We start from the raw sequence: 18,014 nt of genomic DNA, 5'->3' as shown, positions 1-18,014 counted from the left end.
GAATGCGGTGTGTCAGTCAGTTCTGATGTGGCTGACACACCGCATTCGCCAGCAAGCCGGCTCCCACTGGGGATAGCATTCCACCCCATCGCCAACTATTTCAAAGCACAAAAAAAGGGCATCTCTCGATGCCCTTTTTCATTGCCAGCAAGCCACCTCAACCGGCCACGGCGGCATCCATCTTCTGGCGCAGGCTCAATGGGCGCATGTCGGTCCAGGTCTCTTCGATGTAAGCCAGGCATTCCTTCTTGAAGCCGCTCTTGCCCACGGTGCGCCAGCCTTGCGGCACGGCCTTGTAGTCGGGCCAGATCGAGTATTGCTCTTCGTGGTTGACCACTACTTGGAACAGGATGTCGTCGCGGTCGAATACTGAAGTCATTGCGGTTCTCCGTTGTTGGGGCCGGCAGCGCCGTTCTCTTAAGGAAAGAACGGGCGGCAGCGGGAAAAAATTAGAGGGCGGCGACAGCCGCTGGCACGGCCTGGGCGAAGATGTGCGCGACTTCGTCGATCTGCGCGGCGGTGATCACCAGCGGCGGCAGGAAGCGCACCACGCAACCGTGGCGACCGCCCAGCTCGATGATCAGGCCGCGCTTGAGGCATTCGCGCTGGATCAGCGAGGCCAGTTTGCCGAACGCCGGTGGATGGCCCAGCGAATCCGGCTCGCCACTCGGGTCGACGATCTCGACCCCGAGCATCAGCCCGCGCCCGCGAATGTCGCCCATCTGCGGGAAGTGTTTTTGCAGCTCGCGCAACTGCTCGCACAGGCGCTCGCCCATGGCCGTGGCGTGCTCGGCGACGTTGTGCTCCTTGAGGTAGCGCATCACGGCCGAACCGGTGGCCATGGCCATCTGATTGCCGCGGAACGTGCCTGCGTGAGCCCCCGGCGCCCAGGTATCCAGCCAGTCGCGATAGACCATCACCGCCAGCGGCAGGCTGCCGCCGATGGCCTTGGACAGCACCACCACGTCGGGAATGATGTCGGCGTGCTCGAAGGCGAACATCTTGCCGGTGCGGGCGAAACCGCTCTGGATCTCGTCGACGATCAGCGCCACGCCGGCTTTTTCGGTGATGCGGCGAAGGCCGCGCAGCCACTCGACGTCCGCCGGAATCATGCCGCCCTCGCCCTGCACCGCCTCAACGATGACAGCGGCGGGCAACGGCACGCCGCCTTCCGGGTCGTTGAGCAGGTTTTCCAGGTAATGCAGGTTGACCTTCACGCCCTGCTCGCCACCCAGACCGAACGGGCAACGGTAGTCGTAGGGATACGGCAAGAACTGCACGCCATTGCCGAGCAACGCGCCCAGCGGCTTTTTCGGCCCCAGGCTGCCCATCAGGCTCAACGCGCCCTGGCTCATGCCGTGGTAGGCGCCCTGGAACGACAGCACGGTGCTGCGGCCGGTGGCGGTGCGCACCAGCTTGAGTGCCGCTTCAACGGCGTCGGTGCCGGTCGGGCCGCAGAACTGGATCTTCGCCTCGACGGCCAGGGCGTGCGGCAGCAAGCCGAACAGGTCCTGAACGAACTGGTCCTTGACCGGCGTGGTCAGGTCCAGGGTGTGCAGCGGCAGTTCATCGGCCAGTACCTGCTGGATCGCCTCGACGATCACCGGGTGGTTGTGCCCCAGCGCCAGGGTGCCCGCGCCCGCCAGGCAATCGATGAAGCGCCGGCCTTCGATGTCTTCGACATGAATGCCCTTGGCGCGTTTGAGGGCCAGGGGAATGCGCCGTGGGTAGCTGCGGGCGTTGGATTCCTGCAGCGCCTGACGCGCCAGCAGCGGCGATTCGTTGAACTGGTAAAGCGTCTCGACCACGGTCGGTGTGACCCGAGCCGGTTGCTCTGGGTTAAGGCGGGGTGCGACTGACATGACTCGATCCCTCAATACGCGGGCGATAGTGAGCAAAAACCTCGATCCGCCAGCGGTTGACGCGTGCGGATTTCCTGTCTTTGAAAACGCTTTGGGTGGGGGAGGATTTAGGGGAGATTGCGGGGAATTTTCCGAGAACGCCGCGGCCCTACAGGTACGGCGTCGATCCTTGCGTAGCAGTCCGGCTTGCCGGCGGTGGCGTCGTTCAAATCGCTGCCGCCGGCAAGCCGGACTGCTACAGGGGGGATCACAGTGTCTAGAGGTCCTCCAGCTCCGCCATCAGATCTCCCAGCCGGTCGAACGTGTCGTCGCTGATCTCACTGGCCTCCAGCCCGTCGATGTACGTGGCCAGTTCCTCGACCGTGCTGCACTCGAACATCGCCCGCAGCGGCACGTCCCGTTGCAGGGCTTTTTGCACCCGTGAGGCGATCTGTGTCGCCAACAGCGAATGCCCGCCCAGCTCGAAGAAGTTGTCGCGCACGCCGACCTGTTCAACCTTGAGCACCTCGGCCCAGATGTCGGCCAGGGTCTGCTCCAGCTCGCTGCGCGGCGCCAAGTAATCGGCGCCGTGCATCTGGCCGATATCCAGGTCCGGCAGGGCCTTGCGGTCCAGCTTGCCATTGGCGTTGAGCGGCAGGCGCTCCAGCCACAGCCAGTGCAGCGGCACCATGTATTCCGGCAGTTCGGCGCGCAGCCGCTGCTTGATGCGTTCCAGCCGCTCGCTCGGATTCAAGGCACCCTCAGCCGCCACCAGATAGCCCACCAGATGCTTGCCGTTGGCGCTCTCCTGCACGCTGACGGCGGCGTCACGCACTTGCGGCTGTTCGTGCAGACGCGCTTCGATCTCGCCCAGTTCGATGCGGTAGCCACGAATCTTCACCTGATGATCGATCCGCCCGACATACTCCAGCACGCCGTCCGCCCGTTGCCGCGCCAGGTCGCCGGTGCGGTACAGACGCTCGCCCGGCGCGCCGAACTCACTGGGTACAAAGGCCAGCGCGGTGCGCACGGGATCACTGACATAACCCCGACCCACGCCTGTGCCAGCCACGCACAGTTCGCCAACCGCCCCCAGCGGCACCAGATGCTGCGCGCCGTCGAGCAGGTACAGGTGGTTGTTGTCGGTCGGCGTGCCGATCGGCAGATAGGTGCCACGGGTTGCAGCCAGATCGACGCGGTAGAACGCCACGTCGTCCGAGCATTCGGCCGGGCCATAGGCGTTGACCAGCCCGATCTGCGGATAGCGCAGCAGCCATTGGTGCGCCAGTTCCGGCGGCATCGCCTCACCGGTCGGCAGCATCCAGCGCAGGCCCTCCAGCGCAATGCTTTCCTGGGCCAGCATGCCCTGAATCAGCGAAGGCACGCTTTCCAGCACGGTAATGCCCTGCGCCTGCACATGGGTCAGCAAACCGTGCGGGTCATGGGCGATGGCGTTCGGCACGATGTCCACCCGCGCACCGAACAACGGCGCGGCGAGGAACTGCCAGACCGAAATATCGAAGCTCTGCGACGCCGTCTGGGCGATCACATCACGCTCGCTCAGTTGCAGGTAGGGGACCTTGCTCAGCTGGTTGTTGAGCATGCCGCGCTGTTCGACCATCACGCCTTTCGGCAAGCCGGTGGAGCCCGAGGTGTAGATCACGTAGGCGAGGTTGTCCGGGCCGCTGTGAATGCCCGGATTGTCCAGTGACCCGCCGCCGTGCTGCACCTCTTCCCAGACCAACAGCTTCGGTCGAGCGGCGCAGGCATATTCTTGCAGCAACGCTTGCGCCTGTTCGCGGCAGGCCTGGGTGCAGACCAGCAGCGGCGTGCGGCTCAACTCGATGATGCGCCCCAGACGCTGCCCCGGCAGGCCCGGGTCAAGCGGCAGGTAACCGGCGCCGGCCTTGAAGCTGCCGATGATCATGCCCAGCAGGTCCAGGCCGCGTTCAGCCAGCAGCGCCACCGGCTGATCGACCTGTACGCCGGCAGCGACCAGCGCATGACCGAGACGATTGGCGCGCTGGTTGAGGCTTTCGTAGGTGTCCTGATGACCGAGGCAGGTCGCAACGATGCGTTTCGGATGCGCGGCCACCTGCGCCTCGAACAGCGACACGTAGCTCTGCTCCAGCGGGTAGGCGTGCTCGCTCTGGTTGCAGCCGTGCAGCAGGAACTCGCGCTCCTGCGTGCCGATCAGCGGCAGCTCGGCCATGTCGCCATGAAAGCCTTCCACCAGCGCCAACAGCAGGCGCTTGAACTCGCCCAGCATGCGCTCGACGCTGCTCTGCTCGAAATAGCGCTGGTCGTACGACAGGTGCAGCCCCAGGTCATCGCCCGGATAGCACACCGCCGTCAGCGGGAAGTTGGTGTGGGTGCGGCCCGAATCCGAGGTGGCGTTGAGGGTCTGGGCGTGGTCCAGCACCGCCACTTCCACCGGCGCGTTCTCGAACACGAACAGGCTGTCGAACAGCGGCTGGCCCTTGGGCAGTTCGCTGTTTTCCTGGATCGCCACCAGCGGCAGGTATTCGTACTCGCGCAGCTCCATGTTGCGTTCCAGCAGGCCGCTGAGCCATGTCCGCACGCTGCAGCGCTCGCCGTCCTCCGGCAGTTTGACCCGCAGCGCCACGCTGTTGATGAACAGGCCGACCGTGCGTTGCATCTGCGGCAGCTCCACCGGCCGCCCCGCTACCGTGACGCCGAACAGCACGTCGCGATCGCCACTGAAACGGCGCAGCACCAGGGCCCACGCCGCCTGGGCGAAGGTGTTGACGGTCAACTGATGCTGCTGCGCAAGCTCCCGCAGGCGTGCGCCGTCGGCCACGTCCAGACGGGTGTAGCAGTCGCCCACCACCATGCCGCCGCTGTCACCGGCGTGCTCGCGCAGGAACGGCCGGTCGCTTGGAATCGGCGTGGTGCGCTCGAAACCCTTGAGGTTGTTTTTCCACCACTGCCGCGCTTCGTTCAGGCTTTGCTTCTGCAACCAGCCGATGTAGTCGCGATAGCGCGGCGGCAGGCTCAGTTGCGCCTCGCGGCCTTCACCCAACGCGCTGTAGATCTCGAAGAAATCGTTCATCAACAGCGAACGGCACCAGGCGTCGATGAGGATGTGGTGGTTGCTCATCATGAACCAGTAGCGCGCCGCGCCGACCTTGATCAGGCGCAGGTGGAACGGCGCCTGATGCAGCAGATCGAAACCGGCCTCGCGTTCACCCTTGAGCAGCGCTTGCAGGCGCGGTTCGTGGCTGTCTTCAGGCTCGACGCTCCAGTCCAGGTATTGGATCGGTGTGCTGCCGGGCTTGTGAATGACCTGCAGCATGTCTTCGCCAATGTTCCAGCAGAACGACGCGCGCAGGGCTTCGTGACGGGCGATCACCGCCTGCCACGCATCGACGAAGCGCACGGGGTCCAGCTCGCTGTTGATGCGGTAGCGGTCCTGCATGTAGTACAGGCCGGTCCCCGGCTCCAGCAGGGTGTGCAGCAACATGCCTTCCTGCATTGGCGTCAGCGGGTAGACGTCTTCGATCTGCGACCAGGCCACCGGCAGGCTGTCCAGTTGAGGCTGGGTCAGGTGCGCCAGCGGGAAGTCCGACGGCGTCAGCCCCCCGGCATCCTCGCCCAGGCAATGGCTGACCAGCGCCGCCAGCTCATCGACGTAGGCATTGGCCAGCGCCTCGATGACGCTGCGCTCATGCCGCTCGCCGCTGAAGGTCCAGCGCAGCACCAACTCGCCGCCGTACACCTGACTGTCGATGCTCAACTCGTTGGGCAGTGGCGCCTCCGGCCCGTGGGCCTGGCCTGCCGAGGTTTCCAGCGGCCGGAACAGCGCGTCGTCGGCAAAGCTCTGGTCGAACTGGCCGAGGTAGTTGAAGGTGATCGGCGCGTCCGGCAACGCCGCCATGGCCTCACGGCTGGCGGCATCGGCCAGATATCGCAGCACGCCATAGCCCAGGCCTTTGTGCGGCACGCAGCGCAGATGCTCTTTGATCGCCTTGATCGCTTCGCCCGGCCCTGCCTCCAGCGGGTTCAGGCGCACCGGGTACGCACTGGTGAACCAGCCGACGGTGCGGGTCAGGTCGATTTCATCGAACAGCGTTTCGCGACCATGGCCTTCCAGTTGAACCAATGTCGACGGCTGCCCGGTCCAGCGCCCCACCACCCGCGCCAGCGCGGTCAGCAGCAAGTCGTTGACCTGAGTGCGATAGGCCGCCGGTGCCTGTTGCAGCAGTTGTTTGGTGGTGGCGGCATCCAGACGCACGCTGACGGTTTGCCCATGCTGATTCTGCTGGCTGCCTTCATCGCGCTGACCCGGCAACTCATTGGCAGGGCCGGCCAGCTGTTGCTGCCACAGCTGCAGTTCTTCACGCAGCGACTCGCTGCCGGCATAGGCCTGCAAGCGCGCCGCCCAGTCACGCAGGGCGCTGGTCTTCGCCGGCAGCTGCGCGGCGTTACCGCTGAGAATCTGCCGATAAGCCACTTGCAGGTCGTCCAGCAGAATGCGCCACGACACGCCATCCACCACCAGGTGATGGATCGCCAGCAACAGTCGCTGTTCGCCGTTCGGCCCGTCCACCAGCAAGGCGCCGAGCAAAGGCCCGTGCTGCAGGTCGAAGCTGCGTTGGGTCTGGTCGAACAGCGCGGTGGCGTCGGCCATGTCGCTGACCGTCGCCTGGCGCAATACACCGCCCTCCGGCAGGCCACGGTGTTCGGCGCGCCACTGGCCGTTGATCCGGGTGAAGCTCAGGCGCAGGGCATCGTGCTGTTCCAGCACGGCGAGCAAGGCGTGATCCAGCGCGCGCGGGTCCAGGCGGCCGGTCGGTTGCAGGACCAGCGCCTGGTTCCAGTGCTGACGCTGGGGGATGTCGCTGTCGAAGAACCAGTGCTGGATCGGCGTGAGTGCCGATTCGCCAGTCAACAGGCCCTGCTCCGCCGCCACCTGTTCGGTCAGGCTGGCGACAAGCGCAAGACTCTGCACGGTCTGATGCTGGAACAGGTCACGCGGGGTGAAATGGATACCCAACTGACGGGCGCGGCTGACCACCTGAATCGACAGGATTGAATCACCGCCCAGTTCGAAGAAGTTGTCGTTCAAGCCCACCTGACTGACGTTGAGCACGTCGCACCAGATGTTCACCAGATGCTGCTCAAGCTCGCTGCTCGGTGCCACGTAGCGCTGGCGGTTGAGCTCAGGATCCGGTGCTGGCAAAGCGCGGCGGTCGAGCTTGCCGTTGGCGGTCAGCGGCATGCTCGCCAGCAAGATCAGGTGGGTGGGCACCATGTAGTCGGGCAGTTGGCTGCGCAGGTGGGTTTTCAGCGATTCACGCAGTTGCGCCTGGGCTTGGTCACCCTGCCCGGCCACGTCGCTGACCAGGTAAGCCGCCAGTTGTGTGCCGCCCGGCATGTCCAGTGCCAGCACCACAGCTTCGCGAACGGTGTCGTGCTCCAGCAGGCGGTTCTCGATTTCGCCCAGCTCGATGCGGAAACCGCGAATCTTCACCTGATGGTCGATACGCCCCAGGTACTCGACCAACCCGTCGGCGCGCTGGCGCACCAGGTCGCCAGTGCGGTACAGGCGACCGCCATCGGTGGCGAATGGGTCAGCGACAAAGCGCTCGGCGCTCAGGCCCGGACGCTGGTGATACCCCTGGGCCAGCCCTGCCCCGCCGACGTACAGCTCGCCCGTCGCGCCTTGCGGCACCAGCGCCAGATCGGCATCGAGGATGTAGGCCACGCGGGCACCGACCACACTGCCAATCGGCACGCTGGCCTGGCCCTGCTCCAGCACATGCGGCGCCAGGCACGCCAGCGGCATGACCACGGTTTCGGTCGGGCCATAAGCATTGAAGAACAGTTCCGGCGCGAAGGCCGCACGGATGCGTTGCAGGTGCTCGCCGGTCAGCGCCTCGCCGCCGGTGATGCACATGCGCACCGGCAGGGTCTGCTGCTGGGTCGCCAGCCATTGCGCCAACTGGCTGCCGTAGCTGGGCGTGAAGCCTAGAATGTTGACGCCCTGCTCGCGAATCAGCTCGCAGATTTCCCGCGCGTCCCACTGCCCTTGTGCGCGCAGTACCACCCGTGCGCCGCTGAGCAAGGGCACCAGTAGCCGCTCGGTGGCGGCGTCGAAGTTGATCGAATAGAAATGCAGCTCGCAATCATCGGGGCGCATGTCGAAACGACGAATCACCGCCTGGCAGTGCATGGCGATTTCGCCGTGGGACACCACCACGCCTTTCGGCTTGCCAGTGGAGCCCGAGGTGTAGATCAGGTACGCCTGATGCTGCGGCAGGGTGTCGACCTCGGGTGCCTCGGTCGGGTACGCCGCCAGCGCCGGGCCGTCGTCTTCCAGACACCAACGGGCCACGCCGCCGGGCAGATCGCCCAGCGCGTGCAGCAGGCTTGAATGGCTCAACAGCAGGCCAATTCCGCTGTCTTCGATCATGTAATGCAGGCGGTCGAGAGGGTACTCCGGGTCCAGCGGCACGTAGGCGCCCCCGGCTTTGAGAATCGCCAGCAGGCCGACCACCATGTCCAGCGAACGCTCGAGCGCGAGACCCACCCTGATGTGCGGTGCGACGCCCTGCTCGCGCAGACGCCAGGCCAGGCGGTTGGCGCGCTGGTCCAGCTCGCGGTAGCTCAGGGTTTCACCGGCAAAGGTCAGCGCGGGCGCATCCGGGCGCGCGGCCACCTGCTCGGCGAACAACCCGTGAATGTTCTGATCCAGACGCTGCTCCCCCGCCTCGACTCCGAGACTTTCGCAAAGGGCCTGTTGCTCGGCGGCCTGCAACAGCGGCAATTCGCTCAGGCGCTGCTGCGGATCGGCGATCAGCGCCCGCAGCAGGTTCTGCCAGTGCTCGGCCATGCGCGCGATGCGCGGCTCGTCGAACAGGTCGGTGCTGTAGGTCAGGCAGCAACCCAGACGATGGTCCAGATCGGTGACTTCTAGATTGAGGTCGAACTTGGTCGCGCGGGCATCGTTGACCAGGTACTCGACCTTCATCCCGCCAAGGGTGCGGCTTTGCTGGAACTCCCAGCGCTGCACGTTGCACATCACCTGGAACAGCGGGTTGTAGGCGGCGCTGCGGGTCGGTTGCAGGGCCTCGACCAGATGATCGAACGGCAAATCCTGATGAGACTGGCCCTCGATGACGGTGTGGCGCACCTGCTCGAACAGTTCGCCCACGCGCATCTGCCCATCGAGCTGGCAGCGCAGCACTTGGGTGTTGAGGAAGGCGCCGATCAGCCCTTCGCTCTCCGGGCGGATACGGTTGGCCACCGGTGCACCGATGCGCAGGTCGGTCTGGCCACTGTAGCGATACAGCAGCACGGCGAGGGTTGCGGTCATGGTCATGAACAGCGTCAGGCCCTGTTGCGCATTGAAGGCGCGCACGCGGTTGGCCAGCTCGTCGCTCAGGTCAAAGCGGTACAGCTCGCCACGATGGCTTTGCACCGGCGGACGCGGTCGGTCGCTGGGCAGTTCCAGCAGCGGGTGTTCATCGCCCAGTTGCGCGGTCCAGTAGTCCAGCTGGCGCTGACGCTCGCCGGCCTCCAGCCACTGACGCTGCCAGACGCTGTAATCCAGGTACTGCACTGGCAGAGGCGCCAGTGGCGATTCGCGGTCGTCGATGAAGGCTTCGTACAACGCGCTGAGTTCGCGGGCAAAAATGTCCATCGCCCAGCCTTCGGTGACGATGTGGTGCAGGGTCAGCACGAAGTAATGCTCGCGCTCGCCAGCCTTGACCAGAAACGCGCGCAGCAGAGGCCCGGTTTCCAGGTTGAACGGTGTGTGTGCTTCTTCAGCGGCCAGTTGCTGCAAACGCTGCTGCTGAACCTCAGGGGCAAGCCACGAGACGTCTTGCCAGTGCAGCACCACACCGGTTTGCTCCGAGACCTGCTGACGGGGCACGCCCGCCACGCTCGGGAAGGTGGTGCGCAGGGTTTCGTGACGCAGGATCAACGCCTGCAACGCGGCCTCGAACCGACTGACGTCGAGTACGCCGCTAAAGCGTGCCATGCCACCGACGTTGTAGGCCGGGCTGTCCGGCTCCATCTGCCAGAGGAACCACATGCGCTTCTGCGAGTACGACAGCGGCACCGGCTGGCTGCGGTCGATCCTGGCGATCGCCGATTGCTGGTTGGTCTGGCCGCTGTCCTTGAGCTGGGCGATACGCTCGGCAAAGGCGCCCAGCTCGCTGGCTTCAAACAGCACCCGCAACGGCAACTCGACATCACACGTCTGGCGAGTGCGGGAAATGATCTGCGTCGCCAACAGCGAATGCCCACCCAGGGCGAAGAAATCGTCACGCAGGCCGATCTTCGGCACGCCCAGCACTTCACGCCAGATGGCGGCGATCTGCTGCTCCAGCGCACTCTGTGGCTCAACGTGCTCGCGCACCTGCCACACCGGCTCCGGCAGGGCCTTGCGGTCGAGCTTGCCGCTGGGGCTCAGCGGCATTTGCGCCAGACACATCAGCTGCGCCGGGACCATATAGTCCGGCAGTTCGGCCGCCAGCGCGGCCTTCAGCTGATCGATCTGCTGATGCGCGTCGACACTGGAATCCGTGGCGGTGAAGTAGCCGATCAGTTGCGCACCGGCAGCGGTTTCCCGCACCAGCACCACGGCCTGATCGACCCCGGTCTGGGCCAGCAGGCGCGCTTCGATTTCTTCCGGCTCAACGCGGAAGCCGCGCAACTTGACCTGCTGATCGAGACGGCCGAGGTATTCCAGCACGCCGTCTGCGCTCCAGCGCGCGCGGTCGCCGGTGCGGTAGAGGCGCGCGCCCTGTTCGCTCAACGGATCGGCGACGAAGCGTTCGGCGGTCAGCCCGGCACGTCCCAGATAGCCACGGGCCAGGCCAATGCCACCGATGCACAGCTCCCCCGGCACGCCTTGCGGCACCGGGTTCAGTTCGGCATCCAGCACGCGGCAGATGACGTTGCCCAGCGGGCGGCCAATCGGCGAGCGCTCGCCGTCATTGACGCTGCACGGCCAATGCGTGACGTTGATCGCGGTTTCGGTCGGGCCATAGCGGTTATGCAGCTGCACCCCCGGCAGTTGCGCCAGCACGCGATTGCGCAGCTCGGCGGGCAATGCCTCACCCCCGGAATACAAGCGGCGCAGGCTGGTGCAGGCACGAGTCTCAGGCTCATTGATGAACAGTTGCAGCAGCGGCGGCACGAAGTGCAGCGTGGTCACGCCAAATTGCTGGATCAGTTGCGCGATGCGTTGCGGATCGCGGTGTTCGCCTGGACCGGCCAGCACCAGCGAGCAGCCAGTGATCAGCGGCCAGAAGCACTCCCACACCGACACGTCGAAGCTGATCGGCGCCTTCTGCATCAGCACGTCGCTGTCGTCGAGCTGGTAGGTGGCCTGCATCCATTGCAGACGCTCGGCGAGCGCAGCGTGGGTGTTGCCAACGCCCTTCGGCTGGCCGGTGGAGCCCGAGGTGTAGATCACGTACGCCAGGCTATCGCCGTGCAAATGAAGGCTCGGCGCGTGGCTGGGCCAGGTGTCGAGCTTGAGCAGGTCCATGGCGATGGCGCAGACGCCAGCGGCGCCCGGCAAACGGTCGAGCAAGTGGCTCTGGGTCAGCAGCAGTTCCACGCCGCTGTCGGCCAGCATGTAGGCCAGGCGCTCGGCCGGGTACTCCGGGTCCAGCGGCACGTAGGCGCCACCGGCCTTGATGATCGCCAGCAGGCCGATCAACAGCTGCGGCGAACGCTCGGCGGCAATCGCCACACGCACGTCCGGGCCAACGCCCTTGTCGCGCAGGTAGTGCGCCAGACGGTTGGCCTGGGTGTGCAGACCGGCGTAATCAAGCTCGCCACCGTCCCAACGCAGAGCAATACGCTCCGGGGTCTGCTGGGCCTGTTGATTGAGCAGCTCAGGCAGCCATTGCGCCGCAGGCTTGCATGGCGCCGCGCCCCAGGTGTGTTGCTGCACGCGCTCTTCATCGCTGAGCAGTTGCAGATCACCCAGCGCACGCCCGGCGTCTTCGCTGACCTGACGCAGCAGGCTGACAAAATGCTCGGCGAACCGCGCGATGGTCGCCGCGTCGAACAGCTCGTCGGCGTAGTCGAAGGACAGGCTCAGGCGGCCTTTCGAGTCCTCTTCGCTGTGCAGTTGCAGGTCGAACTTGGCCTCGCGGCTGTGCCAGGGCAGCTCGTCGGCGAGCAGGCCCGGCAAGCGACGCAGGGCGCTGAGGTCGCGCTGCTGATGGTTGAACATGACCTGAAACAGGCCCTGCTCGCGGGCTTGCGGATAAGCCTCCAGCAATTGCTCGAACGGCAGGTCCTGATGAGCCTGCGCCCCCAGCGTCGCCTGGCGGGTACGCGCCAGCAAATCGGCGAATGGCAGGCGTGCATCCAGCTCAGCGCGCAGCACCAGCGTGTTGATGAAGAAGCCGATCAGGCCCTGGGTTTCCAGGCGCGGACGGTTGGCACCCGGCACGCCGATGCGGATGTCGGTCTGCCCGGTGTAGCGATGCAACAGGCTCTGCAACGCCGACAGCAAGAGCATGAACGGCGTCGCCTGATGGGCCTGGGCGGTCTGGCGCACGGCCTCGCTCAGGGCAGCATCCAGTTTGAGGGTCAGACGCGACGCGCTGTGCTGCTTTTGCGCCGAGCGCGGGTGATCGGTGGCAAGTGTCAGGGTGGGTGCTTCATCGCCCAGTTGTTCCTTCCACCACGCCAGTTGCCGCGCCGACTCGCCGCCCGCCAGCCAGTCGCGCTGCCATTGGCCGTAGTCGGCGTAGTGCAGCGCAATCGGCGCAAGCCCTGCGCTTCGTCCGTGGCAGGCCGCCGCGTACAGGCGCGAGAACTCGTCGATCAGAATGTTCAGCGACCAACCGTCAGCAATGATGTGGTGCATCGTCACCAGCAGAATGTGCTCCTGCTCGTCGAGGCGCACCAGGGTCACCCGCCACAGCGGCCCCTTGCGCAGATCGAACGGCGCGCGGGCATCGTCTTCGCGCAGCTGCTCGGCGCGCAGGCGGTTGTCGGGCAAATCGCTGAGATCGACGACGCTCAGGGAAAACCCCGGCTCGGCGTCGATCAACTGAACGGCCTGACCGTCACGCTCATCGAAGCGGGTGCGCAGGGATTCGTGGCGCTCGATCAACTGCGCGAAGCTGTTGCGCAGGGCGCGCTCGTCCAGCTCACCGCGCAAACGCAAGGCGCCGGGAATGTTGTAGGCGCCGCTGTCGGGCTCCAGTTGCCAGAGGAACCACAGGCGGTTCTGCGCCAGGGATTGCGCCAGCGCCTGATTGCGCGGCAGACGTGCAATGGCGTCCTGGTTGGCGCCACTGGCCTGTTGCTGGGCGACCTGCCCGGCAAAGGCCGCCAGGGTTGGCGCCTCGAACAGCAAACGCAGGTTCAGCTCGATGCCCAGCACTTCACGCAGGCGCGCGACGACCTGAGTCGCCAGAATCGAGTTGCCGCCCAGCAGGAAGAAATGGTCGTCGCCCGCCACTTGTTCGCAGTTCAGGTGTTCGGCCCAGATCTGGCCGATCCGGGTTTGCAGGTCGCTGGCAGGCGCTTCAACAGCATTGCTGACGAGAGACGCCGCCAGCGGAAATTGCGCGTAGCTGTCCAGCGTGCCGTCGAGCAGTCGCGCGCGGCAGGCCGAGCGTTGCAGCTTGCCGCTGGAGGTCTTCGGCAGCGCGCCGGGGTTGAGCAACGCCACCACGCTCGGCGCCTGCTGGCAGGCTTCGGCGACGACCTGCCGCAAGGTCTTGATCAGCGCGTCGGCGGGCAGGATTTTCTGCACGCTGCGGCCGATTTCCGCCGCGATACCGATGCCCTCCTCGCCGTTGTGATTGACGGCAAACACCGCGACGCGCCCCTTGCGCACCACGTCGACCTCTCGCTCGATGGTCTGCTCGATGTCCTGCGGATAGAGGTTGTGGCCACGCACGATGAGCATGTCCTTGAGGCGCCCGGTGATGTACAGCTGGCCGTCGCGCAGAAAGCCCAGGTCGCCGGTGCGCAGCCAGGTCTGGCCGTCCTGCTCGACAAAGGTCTTGGCCGACGCCTCGGGGTTGCGCCAGTAACCGTGGGCGATGCTCGGCCCGGCGGCCCAGACTTCACCCACCTGGTTGTCGCCCAGGACGTTCAATTGCGTGGGCTCGACGATACGCACGGCGTGGCCTGACTGATCGGTACCGCAGCTCATGATTGCGCTGCCACTGCCGGGTTCTGCGCGGTTTTGCATCAACGCCTGATCATTCACCTGCAACGCCGGAATGCCTTGCCCGCGCTGGCCACCGGCAACGAACAGCGTCGCTTCGGCAAGGCCGTAAGAGGCGAAATAGCTGCGGTCGCTGAAACCACACGCAGCAAACTTGTCGGCGAATTGCTGCAGGGTGTCGAGGCGAATCGGCTCCGAGCCCGAATAGGCCACGCGCCAGCCGCTCAGGTCCAGCCGCACCAGCGCCGCTTCGCTGACCCGCTCGGTGCACAGGCGATAGGCGAAATCCGGGCCGCCGCTGATGGTGCCGCCGTATTCGCTGATCGCTTCCAGCCAACGGATCGGCCGGGTCAGGAAGTACGCCGGCGACATCAGCACGCACGGCACGCCGCTGAAGATCGGCTGCAACAGGCCACCGATCAGGCCCATGTCGTGGTACAGCGGCAACCAGCTGACGATCACGTCGTCCGGGTTCAGATCAATGCCGAAGCCACGACGGATCAGCTGTTCGTTGGCGACCAGATTGCCGTGGCTGACCTGCACGCCCTTGGGCAGCGCCGTGGAGCCGGAGGTGTATTGCAGGAAGGCGATGTCATCGGCCTGCAGATCAGGCGGCTGCCAGTTTTCGGCCAACTCCGGGTCAAGGTCATCGACGCACAGCAGCATGGGCGCGTTGGCGGCAGACAATTCGTCCATCTGCAGCAACGGCTCGCGCAGGGGCGAACTGGTCAGCAGCAGACGCGGCTCGGCATCGGCGATGATCGAGATCAGGCGTTCCTGATGATGACGGCGCGCCGACTCCGGCGGATAAGCCGGCACCGCGATGACCCCGGCGTACAGGCAACCGAAGAACGCCGCGACGTAATCCGGTCCGCTGGGAAACAGCAGCACGGCGCGATCGCCCACCTGTGCATTGGCCTGCAGCGCAGCGGCGATGGTCCGGGCCCGCAGGTCCAGGTCGCGATAGCCGAGCACAGCGCCCTGCGCCTTCTCCTCGGCGAGAAACCGCAACGCCAGCCGGTCAGGGGTCGTAGCCGCTCGCTGTTGCAGCGCGTGGGCCAAAGTCGTGGGGAGTTCGAACGCGTCCATCATGAAAGTCCTGAGTGGAATCGGCTGGCAAAAAGTGGAAAGTGCAATGGGCTGAACGCGCGAGGCGTCAGTTGGCGGCGTAAGCGACCGGCTGCGCGACGCGGCTGCGCCAGCGAGACAGGTGCTCGTCGGCGTACCGACACAGGCAGCGCAACAGCGCAGGCTCCTGGTCGGTGAGGTAGAAGTGGTGGCCCTCGAACATGTCGAGGGAGAACGCGGTGCCCGACTCTTCCTGCCAGTCGAGCAGCTCATCGACGCGCACCGAATCCTGCTTGCCACCGAACACGTGGATCGGCACGGCCAGAGGTTCGCGAGCGCCATAGACGAAGCTGCCGCAGAGCAGAAAATCGGCCCGCAGAATCGGCAGCATGAGGTTCATCAGATCGGCATTGGCCAAGGCCTCCTCAGAGGTGCCCCCGAGTTCGCGCAGGCGCTGGATCAGCTCCTCGTCGGTTTTTTCGATGGCATACGGGCTGACATCCCGACGCGAAGGCCCGGCCGTCGCCGACGTGAACAACGCCAGCGGCCGGGGCAAGCCGCGCTCGCGTAGCACGTGAATGAGTTCAAACGCCAGCAGACCGCCCAGGCTGTGGCCGAAGAGCGCAAAGGGACTGTGCAGCTCTGCGCTGATCTCGTCAGCGAGCTGCTCGGCCAGGCGGCGGATGTCCTTTTGCAGCGGCTCGTCCATGCGCATGCCACGGCCTGGCAGTTCAAGGGGCCGCACCTGCAACCAGGACGGCAGACGGCGGCGCCAGCGGCTGTACACCATTGCGCTGGCCCCTGAATAAGGCAGGCAGAACAATCGCAGGCCGTCATGGGCCGTCACGCCAGCCCCACCCTTCGAATACGCCATACCGCCCTCCTGATGAATGCTGACTCGACACCGGCACTCATACCGGCCGATCAATCAAAAGGACGGATGACCCTCACGAATAATTAGTCGGACACATCGCTGAAACCTTCGCAGCGCACGATCCACATTGACGCAGAAGCGATTGAGAAGCACCAACAAAGGTCATCAATTTTATTTCTTAATTGACAATCATTATCATTAACCATAATTTGTCGCACGATGTGTACAGGCCCCTCCGGGGTCATGCCCTGCCACCTCATTCGCGACAAGGTGATTTTCATGACGGATCAAGTAGCTCCTATCAGGCGCGGTTCACCCTTACTGCAGGCCTTTATCGACAATCGTCAGATTCTGGTAAAGATCGCCGCTCGCATAACCGGATGCAGGTCGCGGGCGGAAGACGTGGTGCAAGACGCATTCTTCCGACTGCAATCGGCCCCTGAAATGACCTCCTCGTTCAAGGCGCAACTCAGCTACCTGTTCCAGATCGTGCGCAACCTGGCCATCGACCACTACCGCAAACAGACGCTTGAGCTCAAGTACTCGGGCCCGGAGGAGGAAGGCTTGAACGTGGTCATCCACGGCGCATCGCCGGAAGCCTCGCACATCAACTTTTCTACGCTGGAATCCATTGCCAGCGCGTTGTCCGAACTGCCGCCGCGCACCCGCTACGCCTTCGAGATGTACCGTTTGCACGGCGTGCCGCAGAAAGAGATCGCCAAGGAACTGGGCGTCTCGCCGACGCTGGTCAACTTCATGATTCGCGACGCGCTGGTGCATTGCCGCAAGGTGTCCGGCCAGCAGAACAACGCCGCCTGATCTCTCCGTTCCCCCCGCCCCACACGGCAACCGGCAGGCATCGCACCCGACAACGGGGCGAGCCTGCGGCCTCGGCTGACAGTCGGCTCAACGAAGACTCACTTCAACGAGCAGCGATCAAAAAAACGCTCACGCCCCAGAATCATCAGCGCCGCGCGTTTATGCGGGAAGTCGAACTCTTTCTCGCAGTGGAAACACTGGTTGTGCATGTGCCCGATCATGCGCTGGTTATCGGCGCGGGGCTCGGCCACCACGCGCTGGGTGCGCGGGTCATCGAGAAACAGGTAATGCACCAGCGCCGACAGCCAGCTGGCCACTTTGTGTGAGCCGCGGTGGTGCTCTTCGCCGACCAGCATGTGGATGCCGCGGTCGTAATCCCCGGCGTCGTAGAACGGCGCGATGCGATCCTCCTTGGCCCAGTACGCTTCGAAATAGGCAAACGGCTCATCGTCGAAACAGCCGATCAGGGTCAGCGTATGGGGGTCGGCTTCCAGCTTGCTCAGGTACTCGCGGTGTTGCTGCAGGGTGCCGCCTTCCTGCCAGAACGCCAGTACACGAAGGTTGTTCTGCCAGCGATTGAAGCGCTCGACATCCCCTTCGATCTCCACGGTGCGCAACGACACCCAGACGCCGAGCCGCGCATCGAAGCGCCGGTACACCTCGCCCCGCGGCTTGGGCGCGCGCAGGGGGTGACGCTTGCCATCGGTGATCGCCATCTGTTGCGGGTACACGCCGCTGAAAGGCTCGCCCAGCCAGGGTTGCGGCAGTTGCCAGAACAGCGTGCGCTCACAGATGTATTGACCGGCGATGGCCCCTGGCAGCAGCAAGCCACTGCGCAGGACCTGATCCGGTGTGTGCTCCAGCGACCAGATCAGGCGCTGACATTCAGAGTCCCGGGCAAACAACCAGTAACAGGCGGCCCACAGCGCGTTGCCACCGGGCGGGTGACCAGCCTCGTGCAAAGACAGACGCAGATCAGCACCGCGCTCCAGACGCAGCCGAATCAACGGCTGCCCCTCCAGCACCAGGCTCAAACGGGTGTCGGTTTCATCGGCGCCAAGGCAATTGCCGGAGGGCAGCGGCAACGACGTCGGGTCAGGCTGGAAAGACATGGGAGGGCTCACGTAGTCAATGTCGGTTGTAAAACATGACGTGGGCAGGTGCGGGAAATTTAAGTCGGACGCCGTGAGAAACGGCTTCGGAGGCCACGGGATCCGAGCCCTGCGGTCGA

Annotated in this window: 6 protein-coding genes; 1 reads left to right on the top strand and 5 read right to left on the bottom strand. The window is 65.0% G+C overall.

The genetic code is table 11. The features are described from left to right. Positions 1 to 157: 157 nt before the first annotated feature. The 4 genes from AC07V9_RS28330 to AC07V9_RS28315 form a co-directional block, all read right to left on the bottom strand. Entirely contained in the window at positions 158 to 379 is a 222-nt protein-coding gene (locus AC07V9_RS28330; protein ID WP_400597000.1) for an MbtH family protein, read from the bottom strand. Positions 380 to 449: 70 nt separating this feature from the next. Beyond that, a complete protein-coding gene (locus AC07V9_RS28325; protein ID WP_495018923.1) occupies positions 450 to 1,862 on the bottom strand; it encodes an aspartate aminotransferase family protein in 1,413 nt (470 codons plus the stop codon). A gap of 256 nt (positions 1,863 to 2,118) precedes the next feature. Next, positions 2,119 to 15,114, bottom strand: coding sequence for a non-ribosomal peptide synthetase (locus AC07V9_RS28320; RefSeq protein ID WP_495018922.1), 12,996 nt, complete (start codon positions 15,112 to 15,114; stop codon positions 2,119 to 2,121). Positions 15,115 to 15,178: 64 nt separating this feature from the next. Next, positions 15,179 to 15,964 (bottom strand): thioesterase II family protein, encoded by a 786-nt coding sequence (locus tag AC07V9_RS28315; protein ID WP_495018921.1) that lies wholly within the window; start codon positions 15,962 to 15,964, stop codon positions 15,179 to 15,181. A 279-nt stretch (positions 15,965 to 16,243) separates the two neighbouring features. On the opposite strand from AC07V9_RS28315, the gene AC07V9_RS28310 reads away from it, so the two are divergent. Then, positions 16,244 to 16,783 carry an RNA polymerase factor sigma-70 gene (locus AC07V9_RS28310; protein WP_495018920.1) on the top strand — a complete coding sequence of 180 codons (540 nt, stop codon included), beginning with the start codon at positions 16,244 to 16,246 and terminating at the stop codon, positions 16,781 to 16,783. 98 nt (positions 16,784 to 16,881) lie between these two features. On the opposite strand, the gene AC07V9_RS28305 is transcribed toward AC07V9_RS28310, so the two are convergent. Next, complete coding sequence (locus AC07V9_RS28305) at positions 16,882 to 17,895, bottom strand: GNAT family N-acetyltransferase (RefSeq protein WP_495018919.1); 1,014 nt, start codon at positions 17,893 to 17,895, stop codon at positions 16,882 to 16,884. Positions 17,896 to 18,014: the final 119 nt, after the last annotated feature.

Source organism: Pseudomonas sp. GW821-FHT02A11, from assembly GCF_059421985.1.
This window is presented reverse-complemented; position numbering and strand designations above follow the sequence as displayed.